This window comes from Limnohabitans sp. INBF003 (assembly GCF_055396645.1).
Genome location: NZ_AP029222.1, coordinates 1116427 through 1133435 on the forward strand (window position 1 = coordinate 1116427; position 17009 = coordinate 1133435).

Consider the following 17009-nt stretch of genomic DNA (forward strand, 5'->3'; position numbering starts at 1 on the left):
GTTGTCGGTGGTGGCGGCCAGGGCCTGCAGCACCGAAGCGAGGTTTTCGGGCGTGATGGTGCTGATGCCCAGCAAAGCGTTGAGCTCGGCTGCGGTGAAAGCGGGCGTGGCTGTGCCCCCAGCGGCCACCACCAAAAGGCGGTTGACGGCATCGGCCAGGGTGTTGAGCTCGGAGACCGAGTCCACGGCAGAGGCAGCATGTTCACCGACGAGGTCGTTGAGCAGGCTCAGGCCGTTGGCGCTGGTGGCCGGGTTGGAGGCAAAGGCCCCCAAAGAGACACCCACGGTTTGGTAGGTGGCGACAGACGGATCTGTGCCTGAGGCATCGGCGGTGCTGCCATTGGCTTCGGCGAGGATCAAGGCATAGGCATCGACGATGGCCTGGACTTCGGCGGTGGTGTCGACCAAAGAGCCGGTGACCGGGGCGCTGGCCAGTGCCGAGTTGACGGCGGCGAGCAAGCTGGCGTTGCCTTGCAGGCCGGTAACGCCAGCAGTGGTGTAAACGGACTCGGCCGGTGCGGTGCCGGTGTTGCTTTCGGCATAGCCCACCAGCGTGGTCAAGGCGTTGGCTTGGGCATTGACGGCAGCGGTCACCAAGGCTTGCAGGCCATCGAGGGATGTGATGTCTGCCGGCGTGGCATTGGCAATGGCTTGCAAAATCACGGCCAGTTGGGCCTCGCTCACGCCGGTGATGCCCAGTGCACTGAGCTCGGCGCTGGTCAGCGTCGCGGCCGATGTGCCGCTGCTGGCCACGGCCATCACTTCGCTCACGATACCGGCCAAGGTGGCCAGCTCGCTTGGGCTGTCCACACTGGTGGCGGTTTTCAGGTCGATCACGCTGTTGAGCAGGCCGACTTCCTCAGGGGTGTCAATGCGGCTTGCACCCAAGAGTTGGAACTGGCCCTGTGTCAAAGCGGCGTTGTTGTTGTCGCTGCCGTCAGCAGCCAGCAGCAGCGCGTTGACGGCATCGGCCACGTCTTGCAATTCGGGGGTGCTGTTGCTGCTGCCTGTGGTCACCGGTGCCAAATAGGCGTTGGCTGCAGCCACGTTGGCGGCTGTGACGCCTTCCACACCGGCCAAATTCCAGGTGTCGGTGGTGGGGGCGGTCTGGCTGCCGTCGTACACACTCAGTTGCGTGACGGCATTGGTCCATGCCGTGTTGGCGGTGGCGATCACGTTTTGCAGTTTCGCCAAGCTGTCGGTGCCGCTGCCGTTGTCCGCTTGTGTGGCTAAGGTGGCCAGCACCGCGTTCAAGTTCTCGGCGGTCACACCGGTCAGGCCGATGCGTTCGAAGTCGGCCACGGTTAAGGCCGGGTTGGCGGTGCCACCTGCGGCCGTGAACTGGATGGCATCGACCACGCGGGCCAAATCGGCGAGCTTGGGGTGGGTGTCGACTTCGGCTGTGGTGGCTTGCTCCAGCACATCGTTCATCAAACTGGCCTTGGCGGCCGTGTTGATGGCGGGCAGTGCCATGGCTTGGTATTGCGCCGCGCTGAGGCTCAGGTCGTCGTCGTTGGTGTCGTCGGCTGCAGCCAGGATGGCCAAGTAGCTGTCGACCACGCCTTGCACTTCGGCCAGCGAGTCGCTGTCTGCGGCGGCAATGGCTGCAAATGCCGAATTGACCGAGACCAGGTTGCCGTTCGTGACGCCAGTGGCCCCTGCATCGCTGTAAGACAGCAAGGAAGGCACGGCGGCACCTGCGCTGCTGCTGGTGTGGTCGCGGATCACGCTCAAGGCAATGCTTTGGGTGTTGATGGTGATCGCGCTTGTGTCGGCGGACGCAGGGCCGACGTTGCCCGCGGCATCGAGGGCCAGCGCTTTGAAGGTGTAAGTTGCATCGAGCAGAGGCGCGAGCGTGGCAGACCACGCACCGCTGCCATCGGCCACCACCGTCTTGAGCAGGGTGTTGCCGGTGTAGATGTCGACTTTGGCGTTGGCCTCGGCCGTGCCGCTCAGGGTGGGCGTGTTGCGCAGTGGCGTGAGCACGGGCGTGCTCGGGGCCAGTGGTGCCTGTGTGTCGACGGTGAAGTTCAGCGGCGAGGTGTCACCGCTTGCGTTGTTGGCCGCATCGCTTGCCAGGAATGCCAGGCTGTGGGGGCCGTCAGCCAAGGGGTTGACGGGTTGCCAAGCCCATTGGCCTTGCGCGTTGACCTGCACCGTGGCGATGGTGCTGCCGTTGTCGCGGATGCTCAGGGTGCTGTTGGCTTCGGCCGTACCGGTGAAAACCGGCTGGGCATCGCGTGTCAATGCAGTGCCGGTCAGGGCGGTGATGGCGGTATTGCCACCCACGCTGGTGACCACCGCACTGCCCAGCACCGGGGTTCCGGGAGCGACGGTGTCGATCACCAGTTCTGCGCTGGAGATGTCGGTCTTGGTGGTACCTGCCGCTGTGGTGCTCACCTGCACGTTGTAGGTGCCGTCGGCCAAGGCTGTCGGGACGTTCAAGGTCCAGACGCCGGTGCCACTGTTGTAGGCGAGTTCGGTGCTGCCCGCTGTGCTGTTGGTGGCAGGGTCGCTGTTGGTGGTGTCCACCAAGGTGACGCCGGTGCCAATCACCAATTCGTAGCGCGTCGTGCCCAAGGTGACATGGACTCGGTCTCCAGCTGCCAGTTGGATGTATTGATCCAGCGTATTGTTGCCCGCGTAGGCGGGATTGAGCTTGAACGCATTGCCGGTCACCATGGGCGTGTTGTCGTTGGTGAGCTGGCTCACCACCGTGGGCACATCGGGTGGGGCAATGTCGATTTTCAGGCTGTTGGCCGTGTCGGTGCTGCTGTTGCCTGCGGCATCGCTGACGCTGGCCGACACGGTGTAGGTGTTGCCATGGTTCAGGGCGATGCTGTCGGCGTCGGTCAGAGTCAGGCTCCAGGTGTTGGTGCCGCTGCCTGCTGTCACCACCGTGGTGTAGGTTTTGCCGTTCAGGCTGACGTTCACAGTCCGACCCACGTCGGCACTGGTGTTGCCTTCGATCACGATGTCGGAGGCTACGCTGGTGGTGTTGACCAGACTGCCTCGTTCAAGGGCATTGAACACGGCTGTTCTGCTGCTGCCGTTCACGACATCGCCTGCAATGTGGGTGACCGTCAGTGTGGGCGGCGTGCTGTCCACGGTGATGGCATGGGTCTGGCTGCTGCTGTTGCCGTAGCTGTTGGTGCCCGTCACAAGCAGGGTGTATGTCTTGTCGCTCAGGGTGCTGACCCCTGCGCCAGGCAGGCTGACGGTCCATTGTCCGTTGCTGACCGTGGCGGTGACCGGTGTGAAGCCGCCAGAGCGCACAGGCGTTGCACCATCGAGCAGGTCGATGGTCACGGTGCTGCCATTCAGGAAGGTGGCCTGACCACTGACGGTGATCGCACCGGCTTTTTCGGCCGCATTGACGGTGTCGTCGCCTGCCACGGCGTTGACCGTGATGACCGGCACTTGCGTGGCGTATGAAATGCCCACATCCACCCGGTTTTGCAGTTCGCTGAGCGAGTCCACGCTGCCGGTGTTGAGCAACTCACCTATGGCCAACAGCACGCCGGACAGGTTGGTGCTGCTGACCCCGGTGATGCCCAGGGCCGCAAAGTCGGTGTCGGTCAACGCGGGTGCCGCTTGTCCGCCCAAGGCGGTGGTCATGATGCGGCTCACGATGGCAGCCAGCGCATTCAGTTCGCTGTATTCGTCCACGGCAGTGGCGGCTTTGGCATCGACCACGTCACCCAGCAAGCTGGCTTCGGCGGTGGTGTCGATGCTGCTCAGGCCCAGCAGCTGGTATTGCGCGGCGCTCAGTTGCACATTGTTGTTGGTGCCATTGCCGTCGGCACCCGCCAGCAACAGCTGGTAGGTGTTGATGATGGCTTGCACTTCGGCCGCCGTGTCGGTGGCCGCGCTGGACAGGGGTGCAATGAAGGTGTTGAAGCCCGCCACGTTGCTGCTGCTGATGCCGGTGATGCCTGCAGCCTGGTAGGTGGTGTCGCTTGGCGCCGTATTGGCACCGGTGTAGGCACTGATCACACCCATGGCGGCAGTGAATGCCGCGACCGTGGTGTCGGTCAGGCCTTGCAGGGCCGACATGGACGCAATGCCGCTGCCGGTGTTGGCCGTGGCCGTGATGCCCGCCAGCACGGCGGCCAGGTTGTCGGTGGTGACGCCGGTCACCCCGATCAAGGCCAGCTCGGCGGGGGTCAATGCGGGCGAAGGGGTTTGCCCGGCTGCCGTTTGCAGCAAGCGGCTGACCACGCTGGCAATGGCATCGAGTTCGGCGATGGTGTCCACCTGCCCGGTGCTCATGCTGCCGATCACGTCGTTGTACAAGGCCAAACCGTTGGCACCAAAGTCGGTGGTGTTGCTGATTGAACCCAGCGTCACGCCCAGTGTCTCGTAGACCGACTGTGCGGGGTCTGAGCCGGTGGTATCGGCCAAAGCGCCGTTGGCTTCGGCGAGCACCAAGGTGTAGGCATCGACCACGGCTTGCACGGCAGCGGTGGTGCTCACATCGGTGTTGTCCCCCGGTGTGCTGGCCAACGCGCTGTTGACGGCGGCCAACAGCACGGTGTTGGTGGTGCCGTTGGACAAGCTCAGGCCTGTGACGCCTGCGGTGGTGTAGGTGGCCAAGTCGGGCACCGTGCCGCTGTTGTTCAGAGCGTAGTTGCCGATTACGTCGAGCGCTGCGCGATGCGCCGAGACGCCGGAGGCGACCACGCTTTGAAGGCTGGCGAGGCTGTTGATGCCACTGCCGTTGTCGGTAGTGCCCGCAAGGGCTTGCAGCACCGAAGCGAGGTTTTCGGGCGTGACGGTGCTGATGCCGAGCAAGGTGTTGAGCTCGGCTGCGGTGAAAGCGGGCGTGGCTGTGCCCCCGGCGGCCACCACCAGCAGGCGGTTGACTGCATCGGCCAGGGTGTTGAGGTCGCTGACCGAATCGACGGCAGAGGCGCTGCGCTCGCCGACCAAGTCGTTGAGCAGGCTCAGGCCATTGACGTTGGAGGCGATGGCACCCAAGCTAACGCCCACGGCTTGGTAGGTGGCTGCAGACGGATCTGTCCCCGTAGTGTCAGCCGCGCTGCCATTGGCCTCGGCCAGGATGGCGGCATAGGCATCGACGATGGCTTGCACTTCGGCGGTGGTGTCGACCAGCGCGCCGGTGATGGTGGTGCTGGCCAGTGCGCTGTTGACGGCACTCAGGAGCGTGGTGTTGCCTTGCAGACCGGTGACGCCTGCGGTGGTGTAGACCGATTCGGCAGGCGCGGTGCCGGTGTTGCTGTCGGCGTAGCCCACCAGCGTGCTCAGGGCAGCGGCTTGGTTGGCGGCGGCGGTGTTCACGATGGTCTGCAGATCGGTCAGCGAATCGATGCTGCCCAGGCTGGCCGCAGCGATGGCGTTCAGGATGGCCCACAGGTTGGCGCTGTTCACGCCTGTGAGGCCCAGTGCGCTCATGTCCTGCACGCTTAAAGCGGCAGGTGTCCCGCTGGTCGACGAATCGATCAGTGCCGTGACGGTGTTGGCGAGCGTTTGCAGTTCGCCATAGGTGCCAATGGCCGAAGAGGGCAGTGCGCCGATGACGCTGATGAGCAAGGCCGATTCGGCATTGTCAGCGGCAGTTGGGGTGGGTGATGCCACGCTGATCAGTTGAAGAGCGGTCAGGTCGCCCGTGTTCAGATCGGGTGTGGTGCTGGCACTGCCATCGGCGGCGCTGAGCACGCGGGTGTAGGCATCGACCACAGCCTGGATCTCCAGGCCCGCATCGGTGGCTCCAGTGGGCAAAGCGGCGATGGCGCTGTTGACGGCGGCCAGGTTGCTGCTGTCCACGCCGCTCACGCCTGCTGCTGCATACGTGCTGGTGGCAGGGGCCGTGTTGCTGCCCGTGAAAGCGCCAATGGTGCCGACGGCGCTGTTGTATGCCGTGATGGCATTGGCGATCACGGTTTGCAGTTCAGCCAAGCTGTCCACGCCAGAACCATTGTCTGAGGTGGCCGCGATGGCGGCCAACACGGCAGCGAGGTTGTCGGGGGTCAGGTTGGGGATGCCCAGAGCGCTCAGGCTCGCCACGCTCAGCGCTGGGTTGGGCGTGCGTCCTGCTGCGGTGTCCAGCACGCCGCTGACGGCTTGGGCCAGTGCCGCCAGTTTGGCTGGCGTGTCCACGCCGGTCGCACTTTGTGTGTCCACCACATCGTTGAGCAGGCTCACTTCGGCCGCGGTGTCGATCTGGCTCGCCCCCAGGGCCTGGTATTGGCTGGCCGTCAGGTTGAGGTTGTTGTTGTCGGTGCTGTCTGCACCGGCCAACAAAGCCACCACCGCACTGGCCAAGGCCTGCAGTTCGCTGCTGCTGTCGGTGGCGTTACTGCTTTGCGCGGCCAGGTAGGCGTTGGCAACCGCCAAGTTGCCAGGGGTGACGCCTTCCACGCCCGCCAGGTTCCAGGTGTCGGTCGTGGGGGCTGTGCCGCTGCCACTGTATTGGCTCAATTCGGCCACAGCTTGGGTGTAGGCCAGGTTGGCGGCCGTGACCAAGGTTTGCAGTTCGGACAGGCTGTCCACACCTGTGCCCGTGTCGGTGGTCGCCGTGATGGCGGCCATGATGGCGTTGAGGTTGTCCGGGGTGACACCGGTCAGACCGAGCAAAGCCAAATCTTCTGCAGTCAGGGCAGGGTTGGGGGTCACGCCATTGGCCGTGTCCATGATGCCATGCACGATGCGGGCCAGATTGGCCAATTCGGATTGGGTGTCGACAGACGAGGTGCCCATCACATCGATGACCTCGTTCAGCAGATTCGCTTCAACTTGTGTGTCCACCGTGCTCAGGCCCAGCAATTGGTACTGCGCCATGCTCAGCGCGGGCTGGCTGTTGTCCACCCCGTCAGCGCCGCCCAGCAGCTGGTTGTAGGCGTCGACGATGGCCTGGATTTCCGAGGCCGAATTGCTGGCTGTGGCGTCGATGGCCGCCAGCACCGAGTTGACCGCAGACAGGTTGCTGCTGGTCACGCCAGAGATGCCTGCTTGGGCATAGGTCTGCGCGTCAGGGACGGCGGCACCGGTTTGTGTGCCGTTGAAGTTGCTGATTTCCGTGACGGCTGCTGCGCAAGCGCTGGCTGCAGCGGCCACGATGGCTTGCAGTTCGGCCTGTGTGTCCACAGCCGAGCCGTCGTTGGCGGTGGCGGCAATGGCACTCAGAATCGCCGCCAGGTTGTCGGCGGTCACGCCGGTGATGCCCAGTTTGGCGATCGAGGCGTCTGTGATGGCCGGACTGCCGGTTTGCCCAGCCGCAGTGGCCAGGACGCTCAGGTACAGATCGGTCAGTTCACGGATTTCGGCCACGCTGTCGGTGGCTCCGACGCTCAGGGGGGAGACGAATGTGTTGAACCCGTCGACCTGTGCGGCCGTCAAGGTGGTGATGCCGATGTGGGTGTACTCGCTCAATGTGGGCACCGGATGGGTGCCACTCTCGCCGTAGTCACGGATGATGTTGAGCGACGCGCCGACCAGCGACTGCGTGACCAGGGCCTGCAAAGCCGCTGGCGAGCTGATCTGGCTGCCGTCGTCGGCCGTGGCTGCAATCAGGGCCAGGATGATCGGCAGGTTGTTTTCGTTGACGCCGGTGATGCCCAAGGCTTCCAGATCCGACACGGTGACCGTGGGTGTGGGCGAGACGCCTGCGGCCACGTCGAGCAGTTCGTTGAACGCATCGACCATGGCCTGAATTTCTTCGCCAGTGTCTTTGCCTGTGGTGGGCAGTGCGCCCAGGAAATTGTTCAGGGCCGCCAGGTTGGTGCCGTTGACATCGGCAATGCCGGCGTCGATGTAGATGGCATCGGTGGGGGCGGTGCCTGCGCCGCTGTAAGCGGTCAGGATGGACAGACTGCCCGCGCTCACCGTGAGGGTGAGCGCCGTGGCCTGTGTGGACACGTTGCCCGCCAAGTCGGTGGCCACCGCGGTGAAGCCGTAGGTGCCTACGGGCAATGGGTTCTCAATGGGGGCGCTGGTGGTGCTGTCCAGCACCAAAGCGCCGCTCAAGTCGCGTTGGTAGCGCAGGTCCATGGACCAGCTGCCGCTGGCACTCACATTGACCACCCCAACCAACTGGCCGTCCTGGAAAATTTGCAGCTGGCTGTTGGGTTCCGAGGTGCCGCGCAGCACTTGCTGGGTCAAGCTGTTGATGGTCAGCGCAGGCGTGGCGCTGGTGTCTTCGCTGAAACCGCGCAAGACCGGTGCGTTGGGCGCCAGGGTGTCGATCTTCACACTCAAGGTGTCTGACAAATTGGACGCGTTGCCTGCCGCATCGACCACTTCGGCACGCAGGGTGTAGATGCCGTCGGCCAGGTTGCTGGCGGATGTCCAGCTGAAATTGCCGTTGCCGTCAGCCCGGACGGTGCCGAGCAGGATGCTGCCGTTGTAAATGTTGACGTCGGCGTCCGCTTCGGCGATGCCTTTGAATGCGGGGCGGGGGTTGTTGGTGAGTGTGGGGCCTTGCAGGCTGGTCGCTTCCGGGGCGATCGGGTCGATCACCACATAGAAGTTTTCACCGGTGTCACTGCGGTCGCCCGCAGCGCTGATGGCCACGGCCACGAAGCTGTGGGTGCCGGTGGGCAGGTTTTGCGTCACATCAAAGCTGAACGCGCCGTTGCTGACACTGACCGTGCCCTGCAACTGGCCTGCCCGGTAAATTTCGACCCATGCCGCGCTAGGGGCTGTGCCCGTCAGTGTGGGTTGCAGTTGGTGGGTGATCTGGTCACTGCCGCTGCGACCTGTGTCGGTGCTCAAGGTCAAGGCGGTGAGCGCGGGGGCATCGGGAATGACCGTGCTCAGCGCGAAATCCTGCGTGACCACGGTCGCATTGCCCGCAGCATCGGTGGCCGTCACGCGGACCTGCTTGTTGCCGTCTGCGCCCAAAAGCGCCAGGCTGCTGCTGTCCAGCGGCAAAGTCCAGCGGCCTGCGGCATCGGCTGTGGTTTGCAAGCTGGCCACCACGGTGCCCCCCACGCTGGAAAGGATCTCCACGCGAACAGGCAGATTGGCTTCTGCCGAGCCACTGAGCAAGATGCCTGCAGCTTTTTCGGTCGCATTGACCTGGTTGTCCACGGCCACGGCAGAGACAGCCACGGCGGGGCCTTGGGTGTCGATCTCCAGCTTCAGGGCCGCGCTGCTGGCGCTGACGTTGCCCGCCACATCGGTGGCGATGGCCGTCAGGGTGTGGCTGCCATCGGGCAGGGCAGAGCCCAAACTCAGGCGCCATTCGCCAGCCGCGTTGGCCACGCAGGTGCCCAGCACGGTCGTGCCTGAACGCAAGCTCACGGTGGCGCCAGCTTCTGCCATGCCGTCAAAGGTGGGCAGGTTGTTCTGGGTCAGGTTGTCGCTGTTGCTGTCGCCAGTGTCGGTGCTGAAACCGCTGATGCGCGGTGCAAACGGTGAAGTGTTGTCCACGGTCACCGTCAAGCTGCTGCCTGCGGTGCTGGTGTTGCCCGCCACATCCACCAGGCTGGCGGTGAGGCTGCTGCTGCCAGCAGGCAAAGGCTGGAGTGGCGAGATCACCACGCTGCCGGCCGCGACCATGGCATCGGTCAAGACCATGCTGGCGATTGGCGTGCCTGCGGCGTACAGACGGATTTCGTCCCCGGCCACGGCGTTGGTGCCTGTCAATGCGATGGCGAAGCTGGCCGAGCCTGTGCGGGTGATGTTGTCGGTGTTGCTGTCGCCGCTGTCGTCGGCGGCCACCAGGTCGGGCGTGATGCTGCCCGGAGCCAGCCTGTCGATCACGAGCGTGAGTGCAGGGGAGGCGGGGCTGTAGGTGGTGCCACTGCGCACTGCGCAGGCCACCACGTTGTAGCTGCCCGTGGCCAGGTCGGCGCTGGCATTCACCGTGACGCTGCTGGCAAAACCAGCCGCCAAAGTGAGCGAGCCCAGGACCGTGTTGGACGTGGTGTCAAACAGTTGAATCACGTCGCCTGCTGCCAATGCACTGCCACTGAAGCTGGTACCGGTCAGATTGACCGCAAAGCCCGGACGGGCCACAGCGGTTCGGTTGTCGCTGCTGCTGGTGCCGCTGTCTTGTGCGGTCGCCAGGTCTGGTGCGCCGGGCGCGCCCGGGACGCGGGTGTCCACCTGCAATGCCAGAGATTCCACAGCGCCGCTGGCCACGTTGGTGGCCGTGTTGCCATAGGTGTCGGTCAGCCGTGATTTGAGCGTGTAAAGACCATCGGCCAGACTGCTCAGGGCAAAGGTGTAGCTGGCGGCACCAATGTCGCCTGCATTCAGTGTGCGGCTTGCCAACACGCTGCCCGAAGCGTCGATCAATTCCAGAACATCGCCACTGACCGCAGCGCGCCCGGCCGAGCCGGACAAGGCCACGGAAATGCGAGGCGAAGCAATGGATGTGAGGTTGTCGGTGGTCGAGCTGCCGTTGTCATCAAGGGTCAGCAAGTCCGGCAAGCCGGGTGTGGCCAAAGCGGTGGTGAAGATGCTGATGGTTCGGTTGACGCTGGCGGTGTTGCCTGCAGCATCGGTGGCGGTCAGGCTCAAGGCCTTGCCCGTGCCTTCGCCCAAAGCCGCGTAATCGTCGGCCGTCAGGGTGTAAGACCAGGTATTGCCATTGAGCGTGGGCGTGACCGAGCGCTGGCTGTTGCCCGAGCCCAGGCTCAAGGCGATTTGCGCACCGGCTTCGGTGCTGCCGGTCAGGGTGATGCCGGTGGCTTTTTCGGCCGCGTTGATGACATCGTTGACCGCCACAGCGGCAAAGCTGGAGGTGGGCGCGACGTTGTCGAAAGTGAATGCCAAGGCGGTGCCCCAGCTGCTCAGATTGCCTGCCGCGTCAGAGGCTTTGCCTCTGACCGTGTAGCTGCCTGCTGTGGTCAACGGGGTGTTGAGTGTGGCAGTCCAGTTGCCATTGGCATCGGCTGTGACGGTCGCGAACGCGCTGGTGCTGGTGCCCAAATAGAGGGTCACGGAGCTGTCGGGTTCGGCTGTGCCGCTGAACACAGGCAGCGCGTTGCGCGTGAGCTTGTCGGTGCTGCTGACACCCGTGTCGGTGGCCACTGACAAATTGGCCACGGTCGGTGGCAGTGGGGGCACGGTGTCGACGGTGAAGAGTTGGGTTCGCAAAGACCCCAGGTTGCCTGCCGCATCTTCTACTTGCAAGCCGAGGTTGTGCTGGCCATCGGCCAGAATTTTGCTGGCGTCTGCGAAGCTCCAGACCCCGCTGCTGTTGGCCGTGACCATGGCCAATGGCTGACCATCCAGCCGCAGCCAGACATGGCTGCCGGCTTCGGCTTGCCCGGTCAGGCTCAGTGTGGCGGTCTTGGTCAGCTCCGCATCGGCGGTGCCGTTCAGCACCAGTGCGGTGACCGCATTGGGCGCGGCCTGGTCAATCGTCAGCGCGAAAGCCGATGTCAATCCACTGGCGTTGCCCGCCAGATCGGTGGCTTTGGCAAACAAAGTGTGGTTGCCCGCAGGCATCGCCAAGGGCGTCAGGTCCAGCTGCCAATGACCAAAATCATCGGCCACCACGCTGCCCACCTGATAGGGGGCCGTGCTGCCATTCAGGTAAACGCTGACCAGGGCATTGGCTTGGGCCGTGCCGCTCAGCTCGATGGCATTCAGGCGCGTCAAGGCGTCTGTGCTGCTGAAACCGGTGTCCGGTGTGATGCCCGAAATCACGGGCGTGGCGGGTGCCACGTTGTCCACCACCAGCGCGAAGGGCATTGACGGTTTGCTTTCGTTGTCAACCATGTCCAGCGACACGGCACTGAACACATAGGTGCCGTCGGCCAAAGTCACCACTGCGGTGTTGGCGGTGTAGCTGAAATTCCACAGGCCATTGCGGTCGGCCGTGGCGGTGCCCAGCGCACCGACCACACCTTCGCGGTAGATTTTCACTCGGCTGTAGGGTTCGGCTTTGCCTTCCAGAACCACAGCTCGGGTCCGGGTGACGGCATCGTTGGCGCTGCGGCCCGTGTCCGCAAAAACCCCTGTGATCTTGGGTGACTCGGGGACTTTGGTGTCAATGGTCAGGTTCAGCGCAGCGGTCTCTGCCGTGATGTTGCCCGCCAGATCGGTGGCGGTCAGAACCACGGCGTAGCTGCCGTCGGCCAGGTTGCAGCCGTTGGTGTCGAATTGCCAGGTGCCATCGTTGAGCGTGGTGGTGGTGCCCAAAAAGACATCGTTGGCGACGATGCGGATCACGCTGCCCGCTTCGGCCGTGCCCTGCAATTGCGGACGGCTGGTCTTGGAGTAAAAACTCACAAAGCCATTGATGTCGGTCGTGCCTCGGCTGTCCACTGTGGCCCAGGCGGGCAAGGTCGGGGCGACCGTGTCCAGCACCACGTTCAGAAGGCCTGACCAACTGGACACCAAAGAGGCATTGGTCCCGGTGACACTGCCTGCAGGCGCTTCCACGCGGGCCTTGATGCCGAAGCTGTAGCCGCTGGCCGTGGCCAGGTTGGCGTGGGTGATGTTAGGCAGGGTGACGATGGCCATGCCGCTGGCCACTTGCAAGGCGCTCAAGGTGACCGTGGTGAGAGGCGTGTCATCGGCCAGTGCGATCGTCAGTGTGTCGCCTGCAGAAATGCCGACCGGCAAGCCGATGGACACGCGCATGCTGTTGGTGCGCGTGTTGTTGTCGTTCGATGCGCGGCCGGTGTCATCTTCTGCCAGCAGATCGGGTGTGCCAGGTGTGGCAGGCGTGTTCAGGTTATCAACCCGGTCAGACGTGACGTAGAAATTGCTGGCGTCGTTGCCTGCATCGTCTTGCAAGGCCGTGCTGTCGTTGTTCAGACTCGGGTCGGTGTAGGCCAGCGTGATTTGCTGACCCCGGTACACCGCTTGTGCGAGTTGAAGGGTGATTTTTGTGCGGTCGTTGGTGTCGACTGTCACGGCGCTGACCGTGACCAGTTGGCCGTTGACTGCCACAGAAAATGCAGAGGCCGGCAGGCTGGTTTGAACCTGCTCGCTCATGGTCAGTGTCAGCGCCGTGCCATCGAACGAGACACCGCCCACCAGGGTGGGGGCGATGCGGTCTGACGGGGCGGTCGTGACGCTGGCGTTGTTCACGTTCAGTGTCAGTGTGGCCGTGCTGGCTTGGAGTTCGGCGTCGGTGGCCGACAGGTTGCCAGCAAAGTCCACTGCGCGGACCACCAGGGTGTGGTTACCTTTCACCAGCTCGGAGCCGGTGTAGGTGAAGTACCAGTTGTCGGCTTTGACACTGGCCTTGCCCAGCAAAATCAAGCTGCCATCGCTGAGCCGGTCAAAGACTTCAACGTACGCCACGCTCAGGGTGGAGTCAGCTGTTGCGGCGGCAGCAATCGAGCCTTGCAGCGTGAACAAGCGGTTGGCTGTGGTGGTGGCGGTGCGTGCCGCCAAACTGGCGACCGTGGAGGACGATGTGCCATCCGCTGTCACCAGATAAGGGACATAAGAGTCACGGGCCGGACGCGCATCCACTTGCAAGTTGGCAGCGCCGCCGGTGATGGCCCCCAACGAGAGGCCTTTGTAGGCACCGACGTTGCCCATCACATCGGTGATGCGGCTGGAGGCCCACAGGCGCATGTTGGGCAGCACGTTGGTGACCGCAAAATTCACATACCCAGCGCCCAGATCGGTGCTGTTCAGTGTTCGGGTCATCGCCTCGTACACGTAAGCAGCCGGGTTGACCGTGGTGCCGGTGTAGCTGGACGAGTAGCGCACATAAAACTCGACCGTGTCCCCCACACGCACATCGGTGGGCAGGTTCACTCGGAAGGTCGGCGTGGCATCGGCCGTGATGCGGTCGGTGGCGAAATAGCCGCTGTCATCGGCATTGAGCATCACCACCGAGCGAGGGGTCGGCGCGAGCTTGTCAATCGTCAAGGGCAGGGTGATGGCGCTGAAATTGCCGGCCTTGTCTTGTTGCACGACGATGTAATTGGCCGTGCCGACCGCCTGACTGATCAGGGCAAAGCTGTAGCTGCCGACATTGGGGTCGGCTGTGGCCGTGCTGGCCGTGATGTAGGTCACGCCTGTGTTGACCTTGACCAGCTCATTGGGTTCCGGAATGCCGTTGCCGTTGCTGTCGCGGTAGACCTCGATGCGAGCACCCATTTCGGCGGTGCCCGTGATCACGGGCAGGTTGTTTTTGGTGAGCGAGTCACCCAAGGTGCCGGTGTCGGTGGCGGCCGTGATGCTGCCCGTGAGGACGGCAGACGGACTGCTGTCCACCACCATGGGCAGGCGCGTGGTCGAGATGGCGCTGGTGTTGCCTGCGGCATCGGTGGTGCGGATGCCGATGCTGTGCGTGCCATCGGCCAAAGGCGTGCCACGGTAGGTGAAGTTCCAGACGCGGCTGGCGTTGATGCTGGCATAACCCAACGAGGTGGTCACACCGTTGAACACGTCAACCACTTCGACCTGAACGATGTCTGCGCTCAGCGGGTAGCCGGTGTTGTTGGCAAAGCTCAGGCTGGTGCCAAAGCGCACGATGTTGTCGGTGCCGCTCACGCCGGTGTCGTCGGCGTTGAGCAGGTTGATGTAGGTTGGTGGCGTGGGCGCCGTGGCATCGACCACCAATGCATTGGCCATGCTCACGCCCGTGCTGCGGTTGCCCGCGCGGTCGGTGTACCAGGCCGTGATGGCCGTCGCACCTGAATAGTTGGCAGCGCTCAATGCGCTGCTGGTCATGTCCACAAAACCTGCAGAGATGTCGTTGGCCGACAGGGTGATTTGTGCGATCAGGTAGCTGGCGCTGTAGCTGGTGTAACGCGTGATTTCGATCACATCACCGGCCGCGGCATTGCGGGGCAGCGCGACACGGAAGCTTTGCGTCGTGTTGGTGGTGTAGCCGTCGTAGGGGCTGAGGCCCGTGTCGTTGTTGGCCGACAGGGTGTTGGGCAGCAGTGCAATCGCCAAATTCGGGCTGGCCGTCCGGTCAAGCACGAAATTCAGCGGGGACGAAGACACGGTGCTGTTGCCTGCAGCGTCGGTGGTCACTGCACGCAGGTTGTATTCACCGTCTGTCAGGTAAACCAGGTCGTAGCTGAAGGCACCACTGGCATTGATGACCGGCGTGGCCACGGCACTGGCGCTGGCCACGGTGTAGAGCGTCATGGTCGGCTCGCCCGGGTCTTGTACGCCGTTGTTGTTGATGTCGTTGAAGACCATCAGGCGGCTGCCCGCCTCACCGGTGCCGCTGAGGGTGATGTAGTGCGGGCTGACCGTGAACCGGACGTTGCCATTGACATACTTCATGTCGGCACTGTCCACGGTCATGGTGGGCACCACGGGGGCTGTGGTGTCGATGGTCACGGGTGCCATGCCCGCCCATGCGCTGACATTGCCAGCGGTGTCCACGGCCTTGGCCATGAAGTAATGGCGTCCGTTGGGCAGGGTGCTGCTGTCCGACGTCCAGGAGAAGCTGCCATTGCTGGCGATGCCGGTGCGGCCCAAATAGGTGGGGGCGCTGTAGCCTCCGGACAAGCGAAGCACACCATAACCAGTGGCTGTGCTGGAGGTCGCCAATGTTTGAACGGTTGCGGTGCTCCAGGCGCTGTTGGCCTCGGATTCGGAGCCCGCAAAATTGCCAGCTTTGTATTTGGCATCGATGGCCCGTGCCATCAGGTTTCGATTGGCGTCCGTCGACAGTTCAACGCGAACCATCTTGGTGTAAACGGTGTCGAAAAAGGCAATGAACCACTGGTTGGTGGTTCCCGCGACGCGCCAGGCTGTGCCAGGGCAGGCGCCAATCGATGCGCCGTCCAGCTGTCCGCCGCTCAGCAGGATGTCGGGGATGTTGATGTTGGCGGGCAGGGTGATGCCGGTGCTGACAGCGGTGGTGGTCAGGAAGCCGGTGAATGTGTAGGCCGCGGCATTCTCGAGCTCTGCTGGTGCCCGGTAGATGTCGACCCATGCGGCCGAGGTGTCGGCTGTGCCGGTCAGGGTGATCTGGTTGTTTTTGCTTGTGATGTTGTCGGCGCTGCTCGGGCCAAAGTCATCGGAGCGCAACAAGCCCATGCCCGCAGGGGTGGTGGGGGCGGAGGTGTCCGACGACACGCTCGGCAGCGCCATCAGGCTGCCTGCGTTGCCTGCGGGGGCGGTGTAGCGGTACTGGTTGGTGCCATCACCCAAGCCCGTGACGGTCACGTCAACCCAGCCATCGGTGATGTTTTGTGCGCTCAGGGTCACGCTGCCAGCCATGGCTGTGCCAGTGACGGTGCTGCTGTTGTAAATCTGAACCACGCCACCGGCTGCGACCGCATTGGCTGCTGTGTTCAGGTTCAGGCGCAGCACTTGCTGGTAGGTGTTGCCGGTGCCATCGTTGCTCAGGTAACCGCTGTCCACCTGTGCCGCACTGAGCGATTTGGCTTGTGTGAGGCGGATGTTGTCAAAGTGTGCGCGTTGCTCGCCCTCCGACGCGAGCACGATGCGCATCGATTTGCCCACCAGTGCGGTGGCCACCGCAGTGTCGATCACCAAGGTGCTGGCATCTTTGAAACTGCCTGCGGGGGTGAAGTTGAAGGCATTGACCGATCCCAAGCCACTGGCGTGGCTGGTGCCGTCGGTGGCGATCAACTTGTAGGCAGAAATATTGCCTGCGGTCGTGTAAGTGGCGCTCCTGTTGCCCACCGAGACCGTGAGCCGGTACACCGTGTTGGCTTCAAAGGTGATGCCCAGGTCTTGATAGACAGAGCGTGCCGATGCAATCGTCAGCACGTCTGTGCCGCCGCCTGTGATGGTGTTGAAGTACTCCTCGGCAGCGTCTGTTGCCACGCCCGAAGACAGTGTCCACTCTGGCCCGATGACGTTGGTCCATTGACCTGCAGGCAGATTGGGCGACTGGATCTCGAACGAGGGATCGCGCACGTTGATCAGCTGCTGTCCGGTGGAGAGGCTGGCCCCGGTGATTGCGGGCGTGATGGCCGCGTTGGTGACCGTGACGGCGCTTCGTGTGCTTTCTTGCCCAGCATTGCCTGCGTTGTCGACCATGTAGGCCTGAACGCCCAGCGTCTGGCCCGGTAACAAGGCTTTGTCGGTGCGCACCTGAACGGTGGCGTAGCCATTGGCCAGGTCGTTGGCGT

Annotated in this window: 1 protein-coding gene (running past both ends of the window); it reads right to left on the minus strand. The window is 63.5% G+C overall.

All 17009 nt of this window come from inside a single coding sequence — locus ACZ5VE_RS05230, Ig-like domain-containing protein, on the minus strand. Of the gene's 48759 coding nucleotides, 19426 precede the window and 12324 follow it; the stretch shown corresponds to coding positions 19427-36435, spanning codon 6476 (partial) through codon 12145 (complete); reading right to left, the first codon wholly in view occupies window positions 17005-17007. Both the start codon and the stop codon lie outside the window.